The organism is Fischerella muscicola PCC 7414 (genome assembly GCF_000317205.1).
GTDB classification, from domain to species: Bacteria; Cyanobacteriota; Cyanobacteriia; order Cyanobacteriales; family Nostocaceae; genus Fischerella; species Fischerella muscicola.
In genome coordinates this window covers 84,693-106,342 of the sequence record NZ_AJLK01000087.1, presented here as the reverse complement: position 1 = coordinate 106,342, position 21,650 = coordinate 84,693, and the positions used below count along the sequence as shown (strand labels likewise).

General features: G+C 42.8%; 18 protein-coding genes and 1 tRNA gene. 11 read left to right on the top strand and 8 right to left on the bottom strand.

What is annotated here, in order from left to right; genetic code table 11:
* Positions 1-3 precede the first annotated feature (3 nt).
* On the top strand, positions 4-138 hold the full coding sequence (locus UYI_RS39665; protein ID WP_258003654.1) for a hypothetical protein: 135 nt from the start codon (positions 4-6) through the stop codon (positions 136-138).
* Here UYI_RS39665 and UYI_RS0113575 read toward each other — a convergent pair whose 3' ends face one another.
* The 3 genes from UYI_RS0113575 to UYI_RS0113565 form a co-directional block, all read right to left on the bottom strand.
* On the bottom strand, positions 139-552 hold the full coding sequence (locus UYI_RS0113575; protein WP_009457741.1) for a secondary thiamine-phosphate synthase enzyme YjbQ: 414 nt from the start codon (positions 550-552) through the stop codon (positions 139-141).
* A gap of 403 nt (positions 553-955) precedes the next feature.
* Positions 956-2,035, bottom strand: coding sequence for a hypothetical protein (locus tag UYI_RS0113570; RefSeq protein ID WP_016867200.1), 1,080 nt, complete (start codon positions 2,033-2,035; stop codon positions 956-958).
* 175 nt (positions 2,036-2,210) lie between these two features.
* Positions 2,211-3,386 carry an aminotransferase class V-fold PLP-dependent enzyme gene (locus tag UYI_RS0113565; RefSeq protein WP_016867199.1) on the bottom strand — a complete coding sequence of 392 codons (1,176 nt, stop codon included), beginning with the start codon at positions 3,384-3,386 and terminating at the stop codon, positions 2,211-2,213.
* Between the two features lie 169 nt (positions 3,387-3,555).
* Here UYI_RS0113565 and UYI_RS0113560 point away from each other — a divergent pair, with 169 nt between their 5' ends.
* Positions 3,556-4,083: a Ycf51 family protein gene (locus UYI_RS0113560; protein ID WP_016867198.1), complete on the top strand. Its 528-nt coding sequence runs from the start codon at positions 3,556-3,558 to the stop codon at positions 4,081-4,083.
* A gap of 133 nt (positions 4,084-4,216) precedes the next feature.
* On the opposite strand, the gene UYI_RS0113555 is transcribed toward UYI_RS0113560, so the two are convergent.
* A complete protein-coding gene (locus UYI_RS0113555; protein WP_016867197.1) occupies positions 4,217-4,711 on the bottom strand; it encodes a peptidoglycan-binding domain-containing protein in 495 nt (164 codons plus the stop codon).
* A 392-nt stretch (positions 4,712-5,103) separates the two neighbouring features.
* Between UYI_RS0113555 and UYI_RS0113550 the strand changes: the two genes are divergently transcribed.
* The 5 genes from UYI_RS0113550 to UYI_RS0113530 all read left to right on the top strand — a co-directional run bounded on the left by UYI_RS0113550 (position 5,104) and on the right by UYI_RS0113530 (position 8,919).
* The gene (locus UYI_RS0113550) at positions 5,104-6,291 is read left to right on the top strand and encodes an iron-containing alcohol dehydrogenase family protein (protein WP_016867196.1); all 1,188 of its coding nucleotides are present in this window, start codon (positions 5,104-5,106) and stop codon (positions 6,289-6,291) included.
* A gap of 172 nt (positions 6,292-6,463) precedes the next feature.
* Positions 6,464-7,675 (top strand): aspartate aminotransferase, encoded by a 1,212-nt coding sequence (locus UYI_RS0113545; RefSeq protein WP_016867195.1) that lies wholly within the window; start codon positions 6,464-6,466, stop codon positions 7,673-7,675.
* A gap of 32 nt (positions 7,676-7,707) precedes the next feature.
* Positions 7,708-8,034, top strand: coding sequence for an ArsR/SmtB family transcription factor (locus UYI_RS0113540; RefSeq protein ID WP_016867194.1), 327 nt, complete (start codon positions 7,708-7,710; stop codon positions 8,032-8,034).
* A 331-nt stretch (positions 8,035-8,365) separates the two neighbouring features.
* Positions 8,366-8,590 (top strand): response regulator, encoded by a 225-nt coding sequence (locus UYI_RS0113535; RefSeq protein ID WP_081589228.1) that lies wholly within the window; start codon positions 8,366-8,368, stop codon positions 8,588-8,590.
* The gene (locus UYI_RS0113530) at positions 8,551-8,919 is read left to right on the top strand and encodes a histidine kinase dimerization/phospho-acceptor domain-containing protein (protein WP_235147947.1); all 369 of its coding nucleotides are present in this window, start codon (positions 8,551-8,553) and stop codon (positions 8,917-8,919) included. Before UYI_RS0113535 ends, UYI_RS0113530 begins: the two co-directional genes overlap by 40 nt.
* A gap of 93 nt (positions 8,920-9,012) precedes the next feature.
* On the opposite strand, the gene UYI_RS0113525 is transcribed toward UYI_RS0113530, so the two are convergent.
* The 3 genes from UYI_RS0113525 to UYI_RS38950 form a co-directional block, all read right to left on the bottom strand.
* A tRNA-Arg gene (locus tag UYI_RS0113525) sits at positions 9,013-9,086 on the bottom strand.
* 203 nt (positions 9,087-9,289) lie between these two features.
* Complete coding sequence (locus UYI_RS0113515) at positions 9,290-10,486, bottom strand: murein hydrolase activator EnvC family protein (RefSeq protein ID WP_016867191.1); 1,197 nt, start codon at positions 10,484-10,486, stop codon at positions 9,290-9,292.
* 143 nt (positions 10,487-10,629) lie between these two features.
* A complete protein-coding gene (locus tag UYI_RS38950; protein ID WP_235147946.1) occupies positions 10,630-11,058 on the bottom strand; it encodes a hypothetical protein in 429 nt (142 codons plus the stop codon).
* 1,021 nt (positions 11,059-12,079) lie between these two features.
* Between UYI_RS38950 and thrS the strand changes: the two genes are divergently transcribed.
* The 4 genes from thrS to UYI_RS0113495 all read left to right on the top strand — a co-directional run bounded on the left by thrS (position 12,080) and on the right by UYI_RS0113495 (position 18,786).
* On the top strand, positions 12,080-13,267 hold the full coding sequence (gene thrS / locus UYI_RS32565; protein WP_016867190.1) for a threonine--tRNA ligase: 1,188 nt from the start codon (positions 12,080-12,082) through the stop codon (positions 13,265-13,267).
* A gap of 362 nt (positions 13,268-13,629) precedes the next feature.
* Positions 13,630-13,746: a photosystem II reaction center protein I gene (locus tag UYI_RS34825; RefSeq protein WP_009458972.1), complete on the top strand. Its 117-nt coding sequence runs from the start codon at positions 13,630-13,632 to the stop codon at positions 13,744-13,746.
* Between the two features lie 164 nt (positions 13,747-13,910).
* Complete coding sequence (locus tag UYI_RS0113500; RefSeq protein WP_016867189.1) at positions 13,911-16,388, top strand: DUF3769 domain-containing protein; 2,478 nt, start codon at positions 13,911-13,913, stop codon at positions 16,386-16,388.
* Between the two features lie 565 nt (positions 16,389-16,953).
* Positions 16,954-18,786 (top strand): protein kinase domain-containing protein, encoded by a 1,833-nt coding sequence (locus tag UYI_RS0113495; RefSeq protein WP_016867188.1) that lies wholly within the window; start codon positions 16,954-16,956, stop codon positions 18,784-18,786.
* A gap of 114 nt (positions 18,787-18,900) precedes the next feature.
* Here UYI_RS0113495 and UYI_RS0113490 read toward each other — a convergent pair whose 3' ends face one another.
* Complete coding sequence (locus UYI_RS0113490; protein WP_016867187.1) at positions 18,901-21,648, bottom strand: cation-translocating P-type ATPase; 2,748 nt, start codon at positions 21,646-21,648, stop codon at positions 18,901-18,903.
* Positions 21,649-21,650: the final 2 nt, after the last annotated feature.

Below are 21,650 nucleotides of genomic sequence, written 5' to 3'. Positions count from 1 at the left end.
TCAATGATCAATGGTCAATGGTCAATGGTCAATGGTCAATGGTCAATGGTCATTGGTCAAAAGTTACTATTTATTCTCCTCACACTCCTCATACTCCCCCATCACCCCATCACCCCATCACCCCATCTCCCCACTTAGCTACCCAGAAATATGAACTACTAATTCTCTATTATGACTATGTTGGCGATGTTCCCAAATATAAATTCCTTGCCAAGTTCCCAAAACTAAGTGGCCTCTGTTAATAGGGATAGTTTCTGATGTGTGAGTGAGGGCAGTACGTATATGTGCTGGCATATCGTCTGGACCTTCAGTATCGTGGATATACTGAGCTGATTCTGGCACGAGTTTCGCCATAAAATTTGCTAAATCTCTGAGTACATCTGGGTCAGCGTTTTCTTGAATTAGCAAACTGGCAGAAGTATGGCGCAAAAACAAAGTGCAAAGTCCCGTTTCAACTCCTGACTCTGCGACTATGGCTTCAATTTTGGCGGTGATGTTGTGCAAAGATTTGCCGGTGGTAGAAATTCTGAGCAACTTTTGATAGTGAGCCATCTAAAATTATTAATTCTCGGCTTGTACTAGAGGAACAATAATCTCCTGACTCTAATTTATCATTCATAATTTTCCTCAAGTTCTGATTAAAGACTTTTAGAAACTGCACATGAATACGGTAATTACTTATTAAGTATCTGTGCATTGTTACATACTAGTGGAAATTACGGTTGTTCTGTGGTTGTTCCCTAGTTAAACTGAGGGTAATTAGTGAGTGGTTCTGCTCACTTTTGGCATCAACAGATTCATCAGGGACATCTACGAATAAAACTCCTCCGCTCTTTCAGGGCAGAGGATTTTTAATATTAATTGGTTATTTGTTCGTGGTTAGTGGTTAGTGGTTAGTAGTGAGTTATTCCAAACAACCATCAACAATCAACCATCAACAATCAACAATTAACCATCAACCATCAACAAAACTTAAAACTTCATGGGCAATGGCTTCATTACCATCCTTGGCAACGGGTTCTGAAGAAAGTGGTTGTTGGAGTGGTTGCAGTAAGAAATCCCAATTACTATCAAAAAATTCTGATGGTGTCAGGATTTGATGCTGATTGTACTGAGAAATTCCTGTTAACAGAAAGGCTGCTTCTGCAAAATCATCACGGGTAATAGATACAATCGGTACACCTAAGCGAGTGGCTTCGGAAAAAGTACTGAAACCAGGCTTAGAAATAATTCGCCCACAAATAGGCATAAAGTCCACAGGGCGGTATTTATGATCATCAATTTTAATGATATTGGGCAAGTCTGGGGCCGATTGGTCAAAAGTAATAAATTGCCAGTCTGGAAATTTTTGCAGATGGTTGTAAGGAATTTGTTGTAAACCCAAACCACCAAAAGTCAGTAAGATAGTTTTTTCTTTTGGTGCAATAATCCCCCAAATGGCTCGAATTTGGTCGTCAGAGTAATGGGGAGAACCGCCTGTTAAGCCAACATCAGTAATATTGCTGAATGCTTCCATTGGTTCATAAAAAGGAAGACGAAACAAGCGATCGCACTGACTGTAGCAATCACTAATCCAATCAGCAATTTCACTAAAGGTACTACCCCAACTTCGGTAAATAAAATCAAAACCGAAATTACTCATCATCCAGCAGGGAACACCAGCAGCTTTGGCAAATTTTGTCGCCAAAAAGGGAATATCTGCCAGAATCAGCTGCACACGATTTTGGCGAATAAAGTCGACTTCCGAAGCAATAATAGAGTTTTGATTCTTTTTAATATTTAGCAACTTTTCTAATGTTGTTGCTTTATCCATAGCCAAGCTATCTTTTTGCACCACACCTACATCAAAACCACGGGGACGATGAATAAAATCACCTGCAATGTAAGACTCTAGTAACCACCGTGGAGCAGTTGACGCAATAATTACTAAGATGTCTGGGCATAACTTTTGGATAGTGGCTGCAACCGCTGCGCTGCGAGTAGCATGGCCAAAACCGTGATTGGTAATCGCTATGTATAAGATGGGACGTTTCATTGGGGATTGGGGATTGGGGATCTGGGATCAGGGACAAGGGAGATGGGGAGGTAGGGGGAGTAATGTAGAGACGCGCTGTTTGAAGCGTCTGGGAGTGTGAGGGGTGTATAGACGCGTAGCAGCTTTCTGTAAGGGTGGAGTAGTAAATAACCAATTAACTACTAACCAACAACCACTAACTACTAACTACTAACCATTCCTCAATTCCTTCAATTAATTGGTCTATTTCCCACTCAAGTGTAAAGTAGTGGACACAAGCACGTACACAACTTGGATCAGCAATTGTACGAGTGAATATTTTTTTTGATTGTAAGAACTCTACTAGTTGTCGATGGGCTTGGGGAGTCTTTTGGGTGAGTTGAAACGAGACTAAACCACTCTCAGGAGGAGAAGTCCGCAAGGGAATCACATTAGGTAGCGCTGCTAAACGTCGCCATAGGTATTCACTGTGATGACAAATTTGCTCATAGCGTTCTTGTGCTGTTCCCCATTGCTGATGAATGGCGATCGCTTGCCTGGTGCCTGCGTAAAGCGGATAATTAGAAGTAGCAACTTCATAACGTCTTCCGTCTGAATGCCAATCTAAAGGCTTACCTTGACTGTCTGTAATAATGCTACGCCAACCGATAAATGTGGGTTTTAAAATGTCTCTCACTTGGGGTCGCACGTATAAACCGCCCACACCGCCAGGACCGCACAACCACTTATGGCCAGTAAAAGCATAAAAATCTACCTCTAATTCAGTTAAATTTAATGGCAATGAACCAACAGACTGGGCAGCGTCTACTAAAAGTCTAGTTTGATTATCTATACATAATCTGGATATTTTGTCAAGTGGTAAAACTTGACCAGTATTCCAGAGGATATGACTTAAAACTAGCAAGCGGGTATTTGAGCGTAAGTGTTGGGCAATAACTGCCGCCGGATCACCCTCATTTAACGTTGCCATCAAAGGACAGATGGTAACTTCAACCGCGAATCGGCGTCCGATTTCTTGGGCTATGGCCACAATACCTGGATGTTCACAGTCAGTTAATAACAGGTGATCTCCTGAGTTCCAGTCGATACCCCACATAGCAATATTGCAACCAACGGTGACATCCTCAGTAATTGTAATCGTTGCGGCAGGTACATGTAACTCAGCAGCGATCGCTACTTTAATAGCTTTTATTTCCTCATCAATCCAACGACCTACCTCAGTACCAAAAGGCCCGATTTCCTGTATATAAATTTGAGCTTGAGTAATCGCATCCATTGCCACTTGGGGCATTGGACCTTGACCACCGTAGTTAAAATAAGTTTTATTCTCTAAAGCTGGAAACTGCTGTCGATAAAGATGCAACCTGTTCATAGTCAATAGTCAATAGTCAATGGTCAATTGTCATTAGTCATTTTCTCCCCACACTCCCCATCTCCCGATCCCACTCTGCCACAAACGCAACACCCAGAAATTGTGTAGAATTTCTGGGTGTAACTAGTAGGCTTTTAGATTTCCTACCTTAGTTTTTGAAGTTATATCTATGTTCTCACAAGCTGATTTTATCCAATACGCCCAATGGTCAGGTATTGCCACTTTAGTCTTTGCTGCTTTGACAGTTTTGGGTTTTATTTTTAAATGGGGCCTGCGCTTTCGGCTAGTGGGTACAACAGGCTTTATGCTGGTGCTGACAGCTGGTTTATTTTCCCTCTCCTTAGCACCTTTAACACGCACAGTCATTCCGGGAGCAGTACGGTACAATTTGGTCTACGATAATGGTTCAACACAAACTGTAATTGCTATCTCCCCTCAAATTAGTCCCACCCAATTAGAAGCAACTTTACGCCAAGCAGCCAGCGATTTATATTCTTATGGTCGCTTGGGTAAACCTGGTGACAACCAGTTGACTATTCGTGCCCGTACAATCATACACCCGGAACCAGGAGTGTCAATACCACTTTATTTAGGTCAAGTGAAGCGATCGCTTGCTAGTCGTGAAGATCCCCAAATGGCAATCGACATTTACCAGGATAAATTTGCCCAACTGCCAAAATCCAACACCTCATCATAGGATGGGAAGACAAGGGAGACAAGGGAGATGGTGGAGTGTGGGGAGTGTGGGAATAACCACTAACTACTGTACAGACGTGCCATGGCACGTCTCTACAACAAACAACAAACAACAACCAACAACCAACCACTAACTACATATATTGTGGAATTTGGCTTAAAGTTCGCCAAGTAGCTTCATCAATAATGCCGGTGTCAGGGAGATTATTACGTACTTGCCAGCCTTGCACGGCTGACTCTGTAATTGCTCCAAACTCACCGTCAACGTAGCCTATATAGTCTTGAGTAGATTTCAGAATACGTTGCACCTTCATCACCAATTCTCCCTGACTGCCTTTTTTCAATTCCGGTAAATTCACTGGCGCACCTGTGTATAATGCTTGCCAAGTGTTATTGTCAACAATGCCATCTTCTGGCAAAAAAACTTGGCGCTGAAATTGTTTGACGCTTTCTTGTGTAATTTCTTCAAAAACGCCATCAATTTTACCAGCATAAATACCTAAATTAGTTAAAAGTTGTTGTAGCTCCTCCACCGCTTCACCATTGGAACCTAATTGCAACTCTGGTTTATTTAGCTTGGGCTGTGCTATTTCTGGTATGATGTTGCCGCTATCACTTGTCAATTGCATATTCCTACTCCTTGGGAGCGGTATTTATTACAGTGTAATTTTTTAAGCATCAACTTGCATCACTCAAGTGGGGTACTTCAACCGTTACTTTACAGAAGCCTTTGCCCGGTATAAAAGAGCTATCGCAGTACCTTAACATCACACTAGCTCCCTAAGGGCACACTGAAATATGCTTGAAAAAGTATATTTTTTTGTGTTTTCTAATACATAATTGATTATTATTTGGTTAAAATATTAATTTAGCTATCAAAACTGCTACAAAACTTTTAATTAAGGGCAGGTTGTAAAACCTGCCTTTACAGTCATAGACAGTTTGAAAGATTAAAGCAGTCTTTTTATATTGAGAAGTTTTCCAAAATATCTAGAAATGTTACTGTTAATTCATTAGTTATATGCCTATTCATTTTTCAGAAAAGTTGTCTACTCAAACTCCTACTTTGTTAATACCGCTGACGGTAGCGCCAGCTAAAGTGATTCGTGGCTCTCAAATCTTGACACAGGTATCTGACGAAATTATCCGCCTGGGTCATCGTCCATTGATTGTAACTGGCAATCACACCCAAAAAGCCATCCAACCCCATCTGCAACCACTGTTAGAACAGCAGCAGTTACAATTTGCCTTTGCTGAGTATACTCCAGATTGTAGCGAAGCGAGTCTAAAAGCTTTAAGAGCGACAGCAAAGGAACATAAAGCTGATGTGATTATCGGCACAGGTGGTGGAAAAGCGCTGGATACAGCAAAATTACTCGCGCATCAGCTGCATTTACCAGTGGTAACAATTCCGACTTCAGCAGCTACGTGTGCCGCTTGGACTGCCCTCTCGAATGTGTATTCTGATCAGGGGGCTTTTTTATATGACGTGGCCTTGGATCGCTGTCCTGATTTATTGATTCTTGATTATGATTTGATACTCACTGCACCACCACGCACTCTAGTAGCGGGTATTGGAGATGCGATCGCGAAGTGGTATGAAGCTTCAGTTAGTAGTGGACACTCAGACCAAACTTTAATTATTGCCGCTGTGCAACAAGCACGGGTATTGCGAGATATCCTCTTCCAAAAGTCTGCTGCTGCCCTCCAACAACCCGGAAGCGAAGTTTGGCAGCAAGTCGTAGACGCCACTGTTTTATTAGCTGGGGTGATTGGTGGTGTTGGTGGTGCCCAGTGTCGCACTGTTGCCGCTCATGCCGTACATAATGGTTTAACGCACATTTGCAAAAGTGGCAGTATTCATGGTGAAAAAGTTGCTTATGGTATTTTAGTGCAACTGCGTTTAGAAGAGATGATCCAAGGCAATCAACTAGCAGCAGCAGCACGGCAACAATTATTAAAATTTTATGGCGAAATTGGACTGCCGCAGAGATTCAGTGATTTAGGGTTGGATTGTGTCACTTTGGGCGAGTTGCAAAAAGCCGCGGAAATTGCCCTCGCTCCCAATTCTGACATTCATAGGCTGCCGTTTAAAGTCACATTGGAACAATTGATGGCGGCAATGGTTTCTACCACTGCACCAGTAGATAACAAAGACTCTATTCATCGTGTCTCAACAAGAGAAATTAATGAACAAGTTGAACACTGAATTGGGGATCAGGGAGATGGGGAGATGGGGAGATGGGGAGATTGGGAGATGGGGAAGTATGAGGAGTATGAGGAGTAGTAAATAACCATTAACCACTAACCACCAACCACCAACAACCAACCACCAACCACCAACCACTAACTAATTAATTAACCGCATCGGAACTACATCAATGAACTTGCATTGGATCGCCCCAGCCGAACGCATACAAAAATTACCAGCCTATCCATTTGCCCGTTTGGATGAACTCAAAAATAAAGCGCGGGAACAAGGGCTGGATTTAATTGATTTGGGCATGGGCAACCCAGATGGTGCAACACCGCAGCCAGTTATAGAAGCTGCTGTCACTGCTTTGCAAAATCCCAGTAACCACGGCTATCCTCCCTTTGAGGGGACTGCAAGTTTCCGCCGTGCCATCACTAGTTGGTATCAACGTCGTTATGGAGTTGTTTTAGATTCAGATAGCGAAGCTTTACCACTACTGGGTTCCAAAGAAGGATTAGCACATTTGGCACTGGCATATATCAATCCTGGTGATGTGGTATTAGTACCTTCACCTTCCTATCCGGTTCATTTTCGCGGCCCGGTGATTGCTGGGGGAAATGTCCACAGTTTGGTTCTCAAACCAGAAAATGACTGGTTAATTGATTTGACAGCAATTCCCGACACTGTTGCTCAACAGGCAAAAATACTTTATTTTAATTACCCCGGCAACCCCACCGCCGCAACTGCACCTCGTGAATTTTTTGAAGAAATCGTTGCCTTTGCCAGAAAATACGAAATTCTTTTGGTACATGATTTGTGTTACGCCGAGTTGGCTTTTGATGGCTATCAACCAACCAGCTTGTTAGAAATTCCTGGTGCGAAAGATATTGGTGTGGAGTTCCACACTATGTCTAAAACCTACAATATGGCGGGTTGGCGTGTGGGGTTTGTGGTGGGCAATCGCCATGTCATTCAAGGTTTGCGGACACTGAAAACTAACCTGGATTACGGTATTTTCGCAGCCTTGCAAGCAGCTGCCGAAACTGCTTTACAACTACCAGATTCTTATTTACAAGAAGTTCAAACTCGCTACCGTACCCGTCGTGATTTTCTCATTCAAGGCTTGACAGAATTAGGTTGGAATATCCCTAAAACCAAAGCAACGATGTATTTGTGGGTTCCTTGTTCTGAGGGAATGAGTTCCACAGACTTTGCCTTGTGGGTTTTACAACAAACTGGTGTAGTTGTCACTCCTGGTAATGCCTTTGGTAGTGGCGGTGAAGGGTACGTGCGAATTAGTTTAATTGCGGATTGCGATCGCTTAGGTGAAGTCTTGCACAGATTCCAACAAGCTAATATCCGTTATCAAGCCGAGGCTGTTGTTTCTAGTTCAAAATAGAGAAGGCATACCCTATAACCTGCTTGTGATTAATGCAAACCCCCTCTGTTGTCCCCAATGCAATTATTGCTGGCTTTCATGCTTTATCCGAACCATTGCGGTTAAAAGTGTTGGAATTGCTACGTACACGGGAACTGTGCGTATGTGATTTGTGTGATGCTTTGGGGGTAAGTCAATCCAAGCTATCCTTTCACCTCAAGACTCTTAAGGAAGCAGATTTAGTCCTCTCCCGTCAGGAAGGACGTTGGATTTATTACAGTCTTAATTTGTCTCAATTTGCTGTTTTAGAAGAGTACTTAGCAGATTACAGTCGTTTGCAGCAGATATTACCAGCACGTTTTTGTCAAGATCAATCCTAGTACTTAGCCACATCAACTTTGCTAGGTAAATAATTGAGGGCACTCCCCGACATAAATATACGGGGATTCGCCCAAGATATGGTTGCAGGGATTGCCCGCTAACTGGTAATCGTCAATTGGTAATTGTAAAGACTCCAACAAGTTCTTACCAATTACCCACTATCTATTACCTATTACCGGGGGCGTGGCGTTGTCGGACATGTCTTTATAAAAAACACGCTTCCACGTCCCCCAATCCTTGGTGAATCAGCAACTAGCTTGACCAAAGTAGAATAATAATGCGAGGTGAGAGCAAAGAAATTTTATAAGCATCTTCATAAGGATGCCGCCCATGAAAATTTTATTGGTAGAGGATGACATCTTACTCAGTACGGTACTGGCAGAGTTGCTGAGTGCAAATAATTACACTATAGATTTAGCCAACAACGGACAAACTGGGCTAGACCTAGCGATGTCGGCTGAATATGACTTGATTTTGCTGGACTGGCAAATTCCGCAACTGGATGGCATTAGTTTGTGTCGGCAACTGCGGATGGCTCTGTCTGCGGCGGCTTAGTGATGGAGATGACCCAGCGCATCCGGCGATCGCTTAATTTACAGGATATTCTGCAAACCACTGTCGATGAAGTCCGGCAGTTTCTGGGGTGCGATCGCGCCTTTCCCATCAAAAATGAAGCCGGAGAAATTGTCAGGATTGCTGGTATTGCCGAAGACATCACTGAGCAACAAAAAATTGAGCAAATGAAGAGTGAGTTTATTGGCATTGTCAGTCACGAACTCCGTACTCCTTTAACCGCAATTCGAGCAGCTATGGGCTTATTGAACACTGGTATCTACATATACCCAAGCAGGCGAAACGATATCGCTAGCGGTCTTTGCCCATGATGGGTGATTGGTAAGGGGTAATCAAAGATACTAATGATTTTCCCATGCCCAATGCCCAACTAAGCTAGGTGCAATATCTGATTTACAAGAAAACGAGCGTGGAGGGATTCGAACCCCCGACCTACAGAACCGGAATCTGACGCTCTAATCCACTGAGCTACACGCCCTTGCACTGCTGACAAATGCAGTCACAATATAAAAATCATAGCATAAAAAAGCTATATTTATAGCTTTTTTAGCTATACCCATTTGGGTATTACAAAAAAAGGCAGAGGCAGAGGACAGTTCCAATGAAAAAATTTCAACAGCCATGCATGAAAGTGTTCTTCTCTCCTACACCCCCACACTCAAACTACCTGCCTCCTGAACATCAAAAATAATTCATTGGGTCTACTGGTGTACCATTTTTGCGGACTTCAAAGTGGAGGTGGGGGCCCGTAGATAAACCTGTGGAACCAACAGCAGCGATCGCTTGTCCGCGTTTTACTGTTTGCCCTTCGGAAACATATAATTCACTTGTGTGTCCGTAAAGTGTAGTTAGACTGTTGCCGTGGTCAACAATCGCAGCTTTACCATAACCACCGTACCAGCCAGCAAAAATGACTGTACCTGAGTCGGCGGCTCTAATGGTACTGCCGTAGCTGGCAGCAAAATCTTGACCTGCATGAAAGCGGCGATAACCGAGAATCGGATGTACTCGCCAACCAAAGGGACTACTGGTAGGTGCATCTGTAGGATATGCAAACATACCTGTACCGCGAATAATGACGCTGTTGCGGCTGTTTGTCTTAGTTCTTGCTTCTGCCTCTGCTATCTTTTGTTGAATTAAAGTTGTAATTGCCTGGGAATCTTTCTCTAACTGGGTTTGTGCTGCTTCTAATGCCAAGCGATCGCTATTGAGACGCCCAATTAATTCCTGCTGCAAGTCTGCTTGGGTTTGAAAATCGGCTTTTTGGGCAATTAATTGCTGTCTCATCAAGGCTATTTCATTTTTTTGCTGTTCTACTTCTATTTTTTGGTTATTGATCTCGTTGGCTTGGGTTGTCAGCTTAACTAAAATTTGCTGGTCTGCCTGATAAACTAACTTCAAATAACGACGATGACTGATAAAGTCACTGAGATTTTGGCTTTGCAGCAAAACCGCCCACCCCTGGTTCACTAGGGAACGTTGCAAAAAGCGTAGTCGGGCAATTGTCGCCGCTTGTCGTTGTTGATAAGCAACTTCTTTGGCTGCTAAATCTGCTTGTAGCTGCTGCAAGCGTTCTGTTGCTAGTTTGAGGCGTAACTCACTGTCTTGAATTTGCGTGTCAGTAGTTTTGAGGTTTTGCTGTAAGCCATTCAGTCGTTCTTGGGCTGCTTGTTGTAAATTGGTTAAGTGATCGCGTTCGTGTTTGACACTTTGATGCTGTTGATTAATTTGCTGCTGCTGCTGTCGCAAATTTGTAATTGCATCAGATGTTGTTTGTGATGCGTTAGCTGGCAATGCTAGTAGAATACATAAAATGCCACAAAATGCAAGACTAATACAATCATAAATTCTCTTTTTTCCCAAAAATAGCGCTCTCATGTTGTTAGATAGACCTAAGCGATCGCTCAAAACATCATGAGTAGTGTTCCCAAAAATTTGTTAGGTGTAACAGGGGTTGTAGAAACCCCTGGCTCAAACGAAGTTAGCCAGGGGTAGTTCATGATAATTACAAAAATAGAGCATTACTTTTGTATACTTGCATCATCGATAACTCTACGTTTTGGTTGTATTGCTGCTTTTTTGATACAAAAGTGAACGTCTGTTAAATTTAAATTCATGTATGAAAGCAATGCATATATGAAGACAACGATACCAAACATCTCGCAGAACTCTTCAACCACTGTAATCATTGCATGGTTCATATTCTCAACACTGTAAAGTTCGTCATACCGTCCGGCAAACATTTCCGCACCGATTGCACCGCTCACGAAGATAGTACCAGCAACAAAAAATAAAAGTCTTATCTTTCTTGGAAGATGAGCCAAAAATTTTAAATATGACAGCAAAAAGATCAGTGTCAGGGGAATGCCAACAGCAACCCAACCGTAGTAAAGAAAACCTGTTCTGTTGATGCTTGAGCCTAGTATTATGTCGGCAGATTCATGAATCATCGCTACTTCGTCTATAGATAGACACAGAAAAATAGCTGATAAAACTTTCCAATGGAGGATATAGCGAGCACGAGCTATCTGTTGAGATATAGCAATGTAATGCCAACAGGAGCGAACAAAATAATAGTGTAATGGATGAGTACCATGTAGGAATGTTAGAATCCTCACCCACATTGAACAACCTTACTAATCCAAAAAGATTACCATGCCCGAGAATATACCTAGAAAATTGTCCAGCTAGGCTGATAATACTTAGACATATAGCTACGATGGTTAAGACTAAAGCAACCTTTTTAGGAGAAATAGACAGTGTCAATTTTACTACCATTATGCTCTTGAATTTGAAATACAAAAGTAATTTTAGTTACTGCTATTCTATAATTTAAATATTGCTTAACATTCTTTAACCTAAATTTAACTTTAATGTTGGTAATAACAGGCAAGACTACATTGATTTTTAAGGGTTCTGGGTATGATCACTGAAAAATATTACACCAGACATACTGAAATTGTTTCAAAAGCTTGACATTGAGTATAGACTTGTTTTATTAAAATAAAATAAGCAATATTTAAATTTTCTGAATCATTATGCCAGTAAGCATTCGCCTAACAACTACCACCACTACTAGCAACTCAGGAGGGTTGTGAGGCGATCGCGTTGATTTGAAATTCGATAGCACTCCATCTACCCTCCCGGCAACGCCCAGGAGGGTTTCGAGTTTTGATTGTCATCGAAATGGGTTAATTATGAGAAAACCTCTTCCCCGTTGCCCCTAATCCCCACTCCCTACGGTCGTGGGGGCCGGTGAGTTCCCGAATCCCTAATCCCCATTCCCTATTTTCAAGACAGGAAAAACAAATGCTCATTTATCAATTTATTCACCTCACTACCACTACCACCACAATCGCGCCTGGAGGGACGTGAGGATAATTGCTGCTTGGCAAATTGAAACTCAATCGCCCCTCTAGGTCAAACCTAGAGGGGTTTTTGATTAGCAAAACATTTACAGGAGATACAACCATGTCTGATCATCGAGAACTAGCAAAAGCAATGGATCTATTTCACTTTGAGGAGCATAGTCCGGGGATGGTATTTTGGCATCCTATCGGGCTTCAGCTATTGCGGCTAATTGAGAATTTTATGCGAGCAATTTACCAAGCTCATGGCTTTGAGGAAGTGCGATCGCCTGTAGCATTGAGTCGATCACTTTGGGAGCATTCGGGACACTGGGGAAAGTTCCGTAAAAACATGTTTGTCGTGGCTAGTTTGGAAGCTGATGCAGAACCGGAGTATGCACTCAAACCAATGTCATGTCCTGCACACATCGCTATCTACAAATCCCACAAGCGGAGTTATCGGGAAATGCCGATGCGATTGATGGAATTCGGGATAGCCCACCGCAACGAACCTTCTGGAACGCTATCCGGCTGTATGCGTCTACGTCAGTTTGTCCAGGACGATGCCCATATCTTTTGTCGGGAAGCCGATATCCGAGATGAGATTAGCAATTTTCTGGTGATGGTGAAACAGGTTTACGCCGCCTTTGGATACAACAACTTTTCCATTCGGATTGCTTTGCGCCCAGAACAACGTCTTGGATCAGATGAACTATGGGATCGGGCTGAGTCTGCCTTAATTGAAGCAGTCCAAGCACTGGATTACGCCTATGAATTAGCGCCTGGTGAAGGGTCTTTTTATAGTCCCAAGATTGAAATCAGTATGCAAGATCATCTAGGAAGATCATGGCAATGTGGTACGATTCAGGTTGATTTTAACTTTCCTCAACTTTTTGATTTGTCCTTTGTCAATCAAAAAGGAGATTTAGAGCAGGTAGTGATTCTGCACCAAGCAATTTTGGGTTCTTTGGAACGCTGGATTGGCATTCTGTTGGAAAATCACAATGGAGTTTTGCCACTGTGGGTTGCTCCTGTGCAAATTGCCGTGGCTTCAGTTTCCGAAAAATCTGCGGATTGGGCAGAAGTGATTTTCAGAAGGCTAAAACAAATTGGAGCGAGAGTAGAATTGCATGTGAGCGATCGCACGATAGCCAAAAAGATTCGAGAACTGTCTGCACGCAAGATTCCACTAATTGCTGTGGTTGGTGAAAAAGAAGCCATGAATCAATCCCTCAACTTGCGTCGTCTGGGAATTGCTGGACACCAAGAAATTAGGCTGGCTCAATTAGAAGCAGAATTAAGTCCAGTATAGTTAAGTTAAAAACACCCCACTGGTGTCGCGCCACCCGCTACGAATGAAAGAAACAAGGCAAATCCGTCAAATCCTCTTCCCCTTCAGCCCTCTGCCCTCTGCCCTCTGCCTTATTTCTTAAAAACAGCAAAACCACATAATTGGAAACATCTGCTGTACCTAAACGTCTGCTGACTAAGGCGCATCTATAGGAGTCAGTTAATTAGGGTTATTGGCTTACACTCAGTTATGTTGCGGAGTTTATCTCCGTAATTTATGCCAGCCTTCTCCAAAAAAGGGATGAGATTTGGGTAAGATAAAGGAGCTATCTGAATCTGTATGGCAGATACGGAAAGCTTTTCATATCCAAGGGAGATATCTCGATGCTGACTTTAAAAATCGTTGTATATATTGTTGTTGCCTTCTTTATCACTCTGTTTGTGTTTGGATTTTTGTCAAACGATCCTGCTCGTAACCCTGGTCGTCGGGACTTCGAGTAAGATGAAGACGAATTATCCATTACTGCTGCAAGGCAGAAAACACTAGACGCTCTTGAGGCGGCTTGCTAAAAGTTAAACAGAAAGTGAAAGTCGGAAGGTAAAAAGCTAAGTTAGTCCTTCCGGCTCTTAATTTTGGCTATTTGTTTGCTAGATTGTGCTGAAACATGCTTCATTCCGTTCTGCCGCCCGAACCACCTGCCATAGTCGAACCGTTATTAGCAGAAAATTTGCCAGTCATAGCTGCAAGCGATCGCCAATTGCATTCAACGGGAGAACAGGCGAAAGCAGAAAATTTACAGCAACAACCAGTTAATCCGTCACATCAGCCTGTACCTGATAAGTCATTTACAGCCAAAACACCTACAATCCCCGCACCGGAAAGTTTTCCCGCCGAATTTTCGCCCTTAAATATTTCTGAAAATAGTGCAAATCTATTAGGGGAACCCTTATCTATTGGATACTCCCAGCAACAGCCACAAATTCCTCAGGAAACGAATAACCATAGTCAAAAACAACAAACCCAACAGCAAATTGTTCAGACAATCAAAAATAGTAAGAACCGATCTCAAAAAAAATCCCAGTTATTGGCCGAGCAACTAATCCAGTCCAAACAGAATCATACCACTGCTAAAAATTCCCAGACTTCTAGTTCAGCACCGCAACCAATTAAAATCAAATTCCGTACTGCCAATCAACAATCAACTACTAACAACCAACTATCAACTATAGAATTTAAAACTCGCAACCTCATCAGCCAAACTCCACAACCAGCACCCACACCGACAACACCGGAAACAAGGAGAGTTGTAGAAGTAATAGCCGATACCCAAGAGTATGACGAACAAAGACGGGTAGTCACAGCAGAAGGTAATGTTGTTGTGCGCTTTGATGGGGCGGTGGTGGATGCCGATCGCATTCAAGTTAGTTTAGATAATTTGATCGCTGTAGGTGAAGGAAATGTTGCCTTAACCAGAGGCGACCAAGTACTACGTGGGCAGCGATTCACTTATAATTTTGTTCAGGATACCGGAGAATTGCTTGCTGGTCGTGGTGAGATTTTTATACCCACAGCCCAGGAAGATTTTGCATTTTTGCCCACCGACGTCACAGCAGGTGGAGTACCAGAACGTCCACCCAGCGATCGCATCAGAAGTAATCAACCGTTGACTGGGGTGAGTAGCCCAGGGGGAATTAACTTTGGTATTGGTGGTAGAACTAATGCCAGAAATATAGTCAATCCCGAACAGGGAGGACAGGTGCGGCGCGTCCGCTTTGAAGCTGCACGTATTGATTTTTATCCACGTGGCTGGCAAGCATCAGATGTCAGCATTACCAATGACCCCTTCTCACCCCCAGAATTGGAATTACGGGCAGATAAAGTCACATTGACGCGGGAGTCTCCTTTGCAAGACCGTGTTCGTACTCAGAACCAACGTTTAGTTTTTGACCAGGGTTTGAGTCTACCCATTCCCAAAAATCAGCAGGTAATTGACCGCAGAGAGCGAGATGCGACCCCTGGTTTAGTTTCCTTTGGGTTTGATGGTGACCAGCGTGGTGGTGTATTTGTAGAGCGCAGATTTGAACCGATAAATAGAGAAAATGTGAGTTTTAGTATTACACCTCAGTTTCTCGCTCAAAAGGCTGTCCAGGAAGGTGTTGGCAACATTCCCTCACTATTTGGTTTAAGAACATCCCTTGATGCCACTTTGAGTCCAAGAACAACGGTTGAAGGTTCTGGGACACTAAATAGTTTTGACTTTACCGATATTGAAGATAATTTGAAGGCAAGTTTGCGGTTACGTCAACAAGTCGGTGATACTCGTAACCCCCACAATGTGACATTGGAATATAGTTATCGCGATCGCCTCTACAATGGTAGTCTTGGTTATCAAACTGTCCAAAGTAGCTTTGGCGGTGTCGTTACTTCTCCCATCATCCCTCTGGGTAGAACAGGGTTAAACTTCAGCTACCAAGGAGGCGCTCAATATATCACCGCCAACACAGATCGCGAAGACTTGCTAGAACCAATCCGGGATAATAACCGTGTCTCCCTTGGTCGTCTCCAAGCCAGTGCTGCCTTGAATGGAGGTTTTTTACTGTGGCAGGGTAAACCCTTACCACCCACTGCTACTGAGGGTTTACGATACACACCTAACCCAGTAGTTCCTTATTTACGAGCATTTGGTGGCTTGACTGGCACTACTAGTTATTACACAAATGGTGATAATCAAAGCACATTGATTGGCACAATTGGTTTAGAAGGGCAAATTGGTCATTTTTCTAGGTCTTTTCTAGACTACACTGCTTTTAATGTTAGCTACTCCCAAGGTCTTGATAGTGGTGAGTCTCCCTTCTTATTTGACCGTGCTGTTGATACCAGAACCTTGAGTGCCGGGATTACACAGCAAATTTATGGGCCATTTACTTTTGGTGTTCAAACATCAGTTAATTTAGATACAGGAGAATACACCAGCACTGACTTTATTTTGCAATACACTCGTCGCACCTACGGAATTACCCTGCGTTACAATCCAGAGCTAGAATTAGGTGGCATTAGCTTCCGCCTTAGCGACTTTAACTGGACTGGTGGCACTAATCCATTTTCTGAAGTTAGGCCTGTTGTGGGTGGTGTGTCTGAGTAATACCAATTTTGGATTTTAGATTGGAAGTCTTTGCTATCAGGGTTGCGAGGGGTCAGATCCCCGACTTTTTTAAAAAAGATTCTGGTAGGGTGCGTTATGGACTATTTGTCCTAACGCACCAAAAATCACTCCTTGATGCGTTAGCCTACGGCATAACACATCCTACAAAACTCAACATATATAAAGAATTTGATCACAGAAGAAGTGCTACATAGATATGTAGTAATGCTATAGAAACATTTTGATTGTAAAAATTAAAACTATAAAATTTTATTGTTGCCAACTACCCTAAATTTCTGAATTCTTTGTGCTTAAAACAAAAATGCTAAAAAAATAGTAATTTGTGGAGACTATAATTACGATAGTAAACAAGTAAAAATACTGAAGAAAAAGCATTTCACAAACATATATTAGTAACAATAGCTTAAAATCTAGCTATTACGAACAACCAATAATATTTTTGAAGATCCTCTCAAAGTTAGTTTCTTAAAAAAGCTTTTTTTTGTAAAAATTAATAGAGTTATCGCCCTATCATGGGTATGTTAATTGCGTTTAGGTAAGGCTGATGCTCTTCGGCAAAGTTCTCCGGAATCGCTATAAAATCCTTAAAAAGTTGGGAAGCGGCGGATTTGGTGATACCTTTCTTGCTGAAGATATGGATTTGCCTGGCAATCCCAAGTGTGTTGTGAAGCATCTTCAAACTCGCAACCCTAATCCAGAAATCTTGCAGATTGCCAAGAGGCTATTCAACCAAGAAGCAGAAGTTTTGTACCGTTTAGGCAAGCGTCATGATCAAATTCCTGAACTTTTAGCCCATTTTGAAGAAAATGGCGAATTCTATTTGGTACAGGAATTTGTAGATGGACACGATTTAACTACAGAAATTATTCCTGGTAAACAGCTTAGTGAAGCTCAAGTCCTAACACTCCTACAGGAAATACTAGAAGTTTTGGCGGTTGTCCATGAACATGGTGTGATCCACCGGGATATAAAATTACAAAATATTATGCGTCGTCAAGACGGCAAAATAGTCCTGATTGACTTTGGTTCTGTCAAAGAAATTAAAAGCTTGGCAACCAACACAGAAGGAGAAGTAAACTCTACCATCGTCATCGGCACACCTGGCTATATCCCAAACGAACAAGCCAATGGTAAGCCAAGACTGTCCAGCGATGTCTATGCAGTGGGAATGCTAGGAATTCAAGCTTTAACAGGTGTACAACCACGTAAGCTACCCACTGATCCTGCGGATGGAGAAGTAGTTTGGCGTAACTTGGTCAATATCAGCAATGAGTTAGCGAATATTTTAACCAAAATGGTGCGCTGTAACTTCAAAGAGCGGTATCAAACAGCAGCAGAAGCATTGCAAGCGCTTCAAGCACCATCGTCGCCACCATCAACAATCCAACAAATACCCCCAGCGAAAGCCAAAACATCCTATCGTTCATCATCTCGTGCATCCCGTACTCAAGGATTTCCAACCTTGGGGTTATTTAGTTTAATTGGGGTTGGATTTGGGCTAGTCATTTTTGGCAAAAGTTTTCTGCCATTCAACTTGCAGGAAAATCAACCAACCAAAACCACTAATCCAGCAGTAGAAACCATCAAGGATCAACCACAAGCTTCACCATCAGTACCAAAGAATAAACGTAGCAAAAACTTTTTTACCCCTCCACCAACAATTTCACCGTCAATATTCACACCGCAGCGTGATTCTAATAAGCCTGCAACACCAGCACCGTCTCCCTCTCCCAGCAAGAACGATACAAAACCATCTCAACCTGTTGTGAAGGAAGAAATTAAGCTATTTCCACCACCGACCGAAAGGGAATTTCCACTACCTCCACCTGCAATAGAGGAGAAAATTCAACCATATACACCGCCGCCAACCACGGAAAGTGAGTCCCAACCATCCCCACCTGCAATAGAGGAGAAAATTCAACCATATACACCGCCGCCAACCACGGAAAGTGAGTCCCAACCATCCCCACCTGCAATAGAGGAGAAAATTCAGCCATCTACACCGCCGACAACGGAAAGTGAATCACAGCCATCCCCACCTCCAACACAGAGCAATCCACAGCCTACTACACCCGCCACTGAAGAACATAATCAGCACATGATGGTTGTACCCACTACACCTGCTACTGAAGAACCAACTCAGCAGAAGACAATTTTACCCACAACACCCGCCACTGAAGAACTTAATCAACAAATGATGGTTGTACCCACTACACCCACTGCTGAAGAACCTAATCAGCAGAAGACAATTCTACCTAGTACACAGGTGACTAAACAGCCAACTGAGGAAGAAACAATTGTACCTAGTACACAAGTGACTGAACAGCCAACTGAGGAAATGATGGTTGTACCTGCTACACCCACAGCAGGAGGATAGTAATAGCGTTTCACCATAAGTCTGATATATTTGCTGACAAGGGGACAAGGAGGACAAGGAGGATAAAGGGGAGGATTTATATCAAGAATTTTGTGAAATGGTATAATATCAGAATTAATTGGGTGGGTCAATTTTATTTACTACCGCTGACCATAAAATCATGGGTGAACCTACCGCTAAACAGAACAACCACTGCTGAAAACTCAATGGGGCTGTTGAAAATACATCGTTGATTAATGGCACATGAGCAAAAATAATTTGTAAAGCGATCGCACCTACAATTCCAAAACCAATTGCCGGAATATCAACATTTTCTTGAATCGTACCATCCATTTTGGCAATCAAATTTGGTATTAACTGACTAATACTCAACAAGTAAAAAATTCGTCCGGCAATTAAAGAATTAATAGCCATTGTCCGGGCTAAATTAATGTTGCCAGTCGTGTATTCAATATATTCAAATACACCAAAAATCACAATCCAATTAAACAGAGAAATTGCCAAAATTCGCTTGAGTCGGCTAGCTGATAGCAACGGTTCATTAGGACTACGTGGCGGTTGCTTCATCACATTTGGCGACTTTGGTTCAAATGCCAATGGCACTGTCATTGTGATGGAATTCAGCATATTTAGCCAGAGAACTTGTAACGATAGAATTGGCAATTCTCTAGATAATAAAACGCTGAATAAAATAGTCATTGATTCTCCACCATTCACTGGCAGAATAAAGCAAATTGCTTTCAACAGATTTTTATAAACCGCCCGTCCTTCTTCTACTGCTGCTTCAATTGAGGCAAAATTATCATCAGTAAGCAACATATCTGCTGCTTCTTTAGCAACTTCCGTACCCGCACCCCCCATCGCAATACCAATATCTGCCTGTTTCAGTGCGGGTGCATCGTTCACACCATCCCCTGTCATGGCGACAATCTCGCCTTTAGACTGCAACGCCTCTACCAAACGCAGCTTTTGTTCTGGTGCAACACGGGCAAATACCACACCCTCTTCTGCAACTTGTGCTAGTTCCTGTTGATCCATCTGTGCCAATTCTGCCCCCGTAAAGGCTAGAACAGATCCATTTTTATGAATTCCCATGCGTCTAGCTATGGCTTGGGCAGTCACCGCATGATCACCCGTAATCATTTTTACCTGAATACCCGCTTCTTGACAGGCTTGCACCGCTTTTGTGGCACTCTCGCGCGGCGGATCAATCATTCCCTGTAAACCTAAGAAAATCAAACCAGTATCAATGTCTTCATGATCCACTGTCATTTGCTGATTTGGCATCGGTTTTTTCGCGAACGCTAGCACCCGCAAACCCTGCCGTGCCATAATATTTACCTCCCGCTCAATGATTGTTTTGCGGAAAGTTTCTACACAGTCGATTGGATGGGTTTGTCCATCAATTTTCTGCAAGAGTGTACAACGTTTGAGAATTGCTTCTGCTGAACCCTTGACGTAAACAGTCTTACCTCTGGGAGTTTCATGCAAAGTCGCCATGTACTGATAGTCAGATTCAAAAGGAATGCCATCCAACCTGGGCATTGCGTTTGCTAAGCTAGACTGGCTAAAACCTGCTTTCTCGGCAGATGCAATTAAAGCCCCTTCGGTTGGATCACCAACTACTACCCACTTCCCATTCTTTTTTTCTAAGTGAGAATCATTGCACAACAAACCAGCTAAAAGGCATTCTTGCAAACTTTTTTCAGTGTTCAAATTCACTGGTTTGTCATCTACCAGAATTTCTCCTTCTGGAGCATAACCTACACCTGTGACTGTATACTGATGTTCGCCTGCATAGATTGCCTGTACCGTCATCTGGTTTTCTGTGAGAGTACCGGTTTTATCAGAACAAACGACAGTTGCACTCCCCAAAGTTTCGACTGCTGGTAACTTACGGATAATTGCGTGCCGTCGCGCCATGCGAGAAACACCAATCGCTAGTGTTACAGTTACTACTGCTGGTAAACCCTCAGGAATGGCACTGACGGTTAAAGTTACAGCTGCTTCAAGGGCATCTTGTAAGTTTTTATAACTAAGTCCCACCACAAAAGTCAGGGTTGCCAGCCCTAACACCACCCGTAACCAATTTCGGCTGAATTTGTCAAATTTCCGAGTTAAGGGTGTGGAAAGGTCAGTATGGCGTTCCATTAATTGCGAAATGCGACCTGTCTCAGTGGCGTTCCCCGTAGCAACTACGATACCGATCGCTTGCCCAAAGGTGACAAAACCACCTGCATAAGCCATATTTTTACGTTCTGCTAGGGGAGTGTCAGCATTTAAAGCTCGAGTATCTTTTTCTACTGGCACTGATTCACCAGTCAGTGCTGATTCATCGACTTGTAAATTTCGTGCTTGTAAAAGCCGTAAATCTGCTGGCACTTTATCACCAGAGGTCAGGAAAACTATGTCACCTGGTACTAATTCTCGTGATTGGATGCGTAATTTTTTACTATCACGAATGACAGTAGTTTCAGTTGTGATCGCTTTTGCTAGTGCTGCGATCGCACCCTCAGCTTTTGATTCTTGTACAAATCCAATAATGGCGTTGGTAGTGGTGACACCCCAAATCACCCCCGCATTCACAAAACTACCTGTTATTGCTTTGACTAAACCTGCACATAGCAAAATGATCAGCAGGGGATCGTTAAATTGCAGCAGAAATTTCCACCACCAAGGCTTGCTTTTCTTGGCTGTAAGTTCGTTCGTACCAAATTCAGCTAAGCGCTGTTTGACTTGGGTGCTACTCAAGCCCCTGTCTATATCAGTTTCTAAGTAAGCGATCGCTTCGGCTATTTCTAAAGAATGCCATGTTTTGGGCTGCCCTTGTGGCAGTCCAACCGCAGATATTGTTTGAACCATAA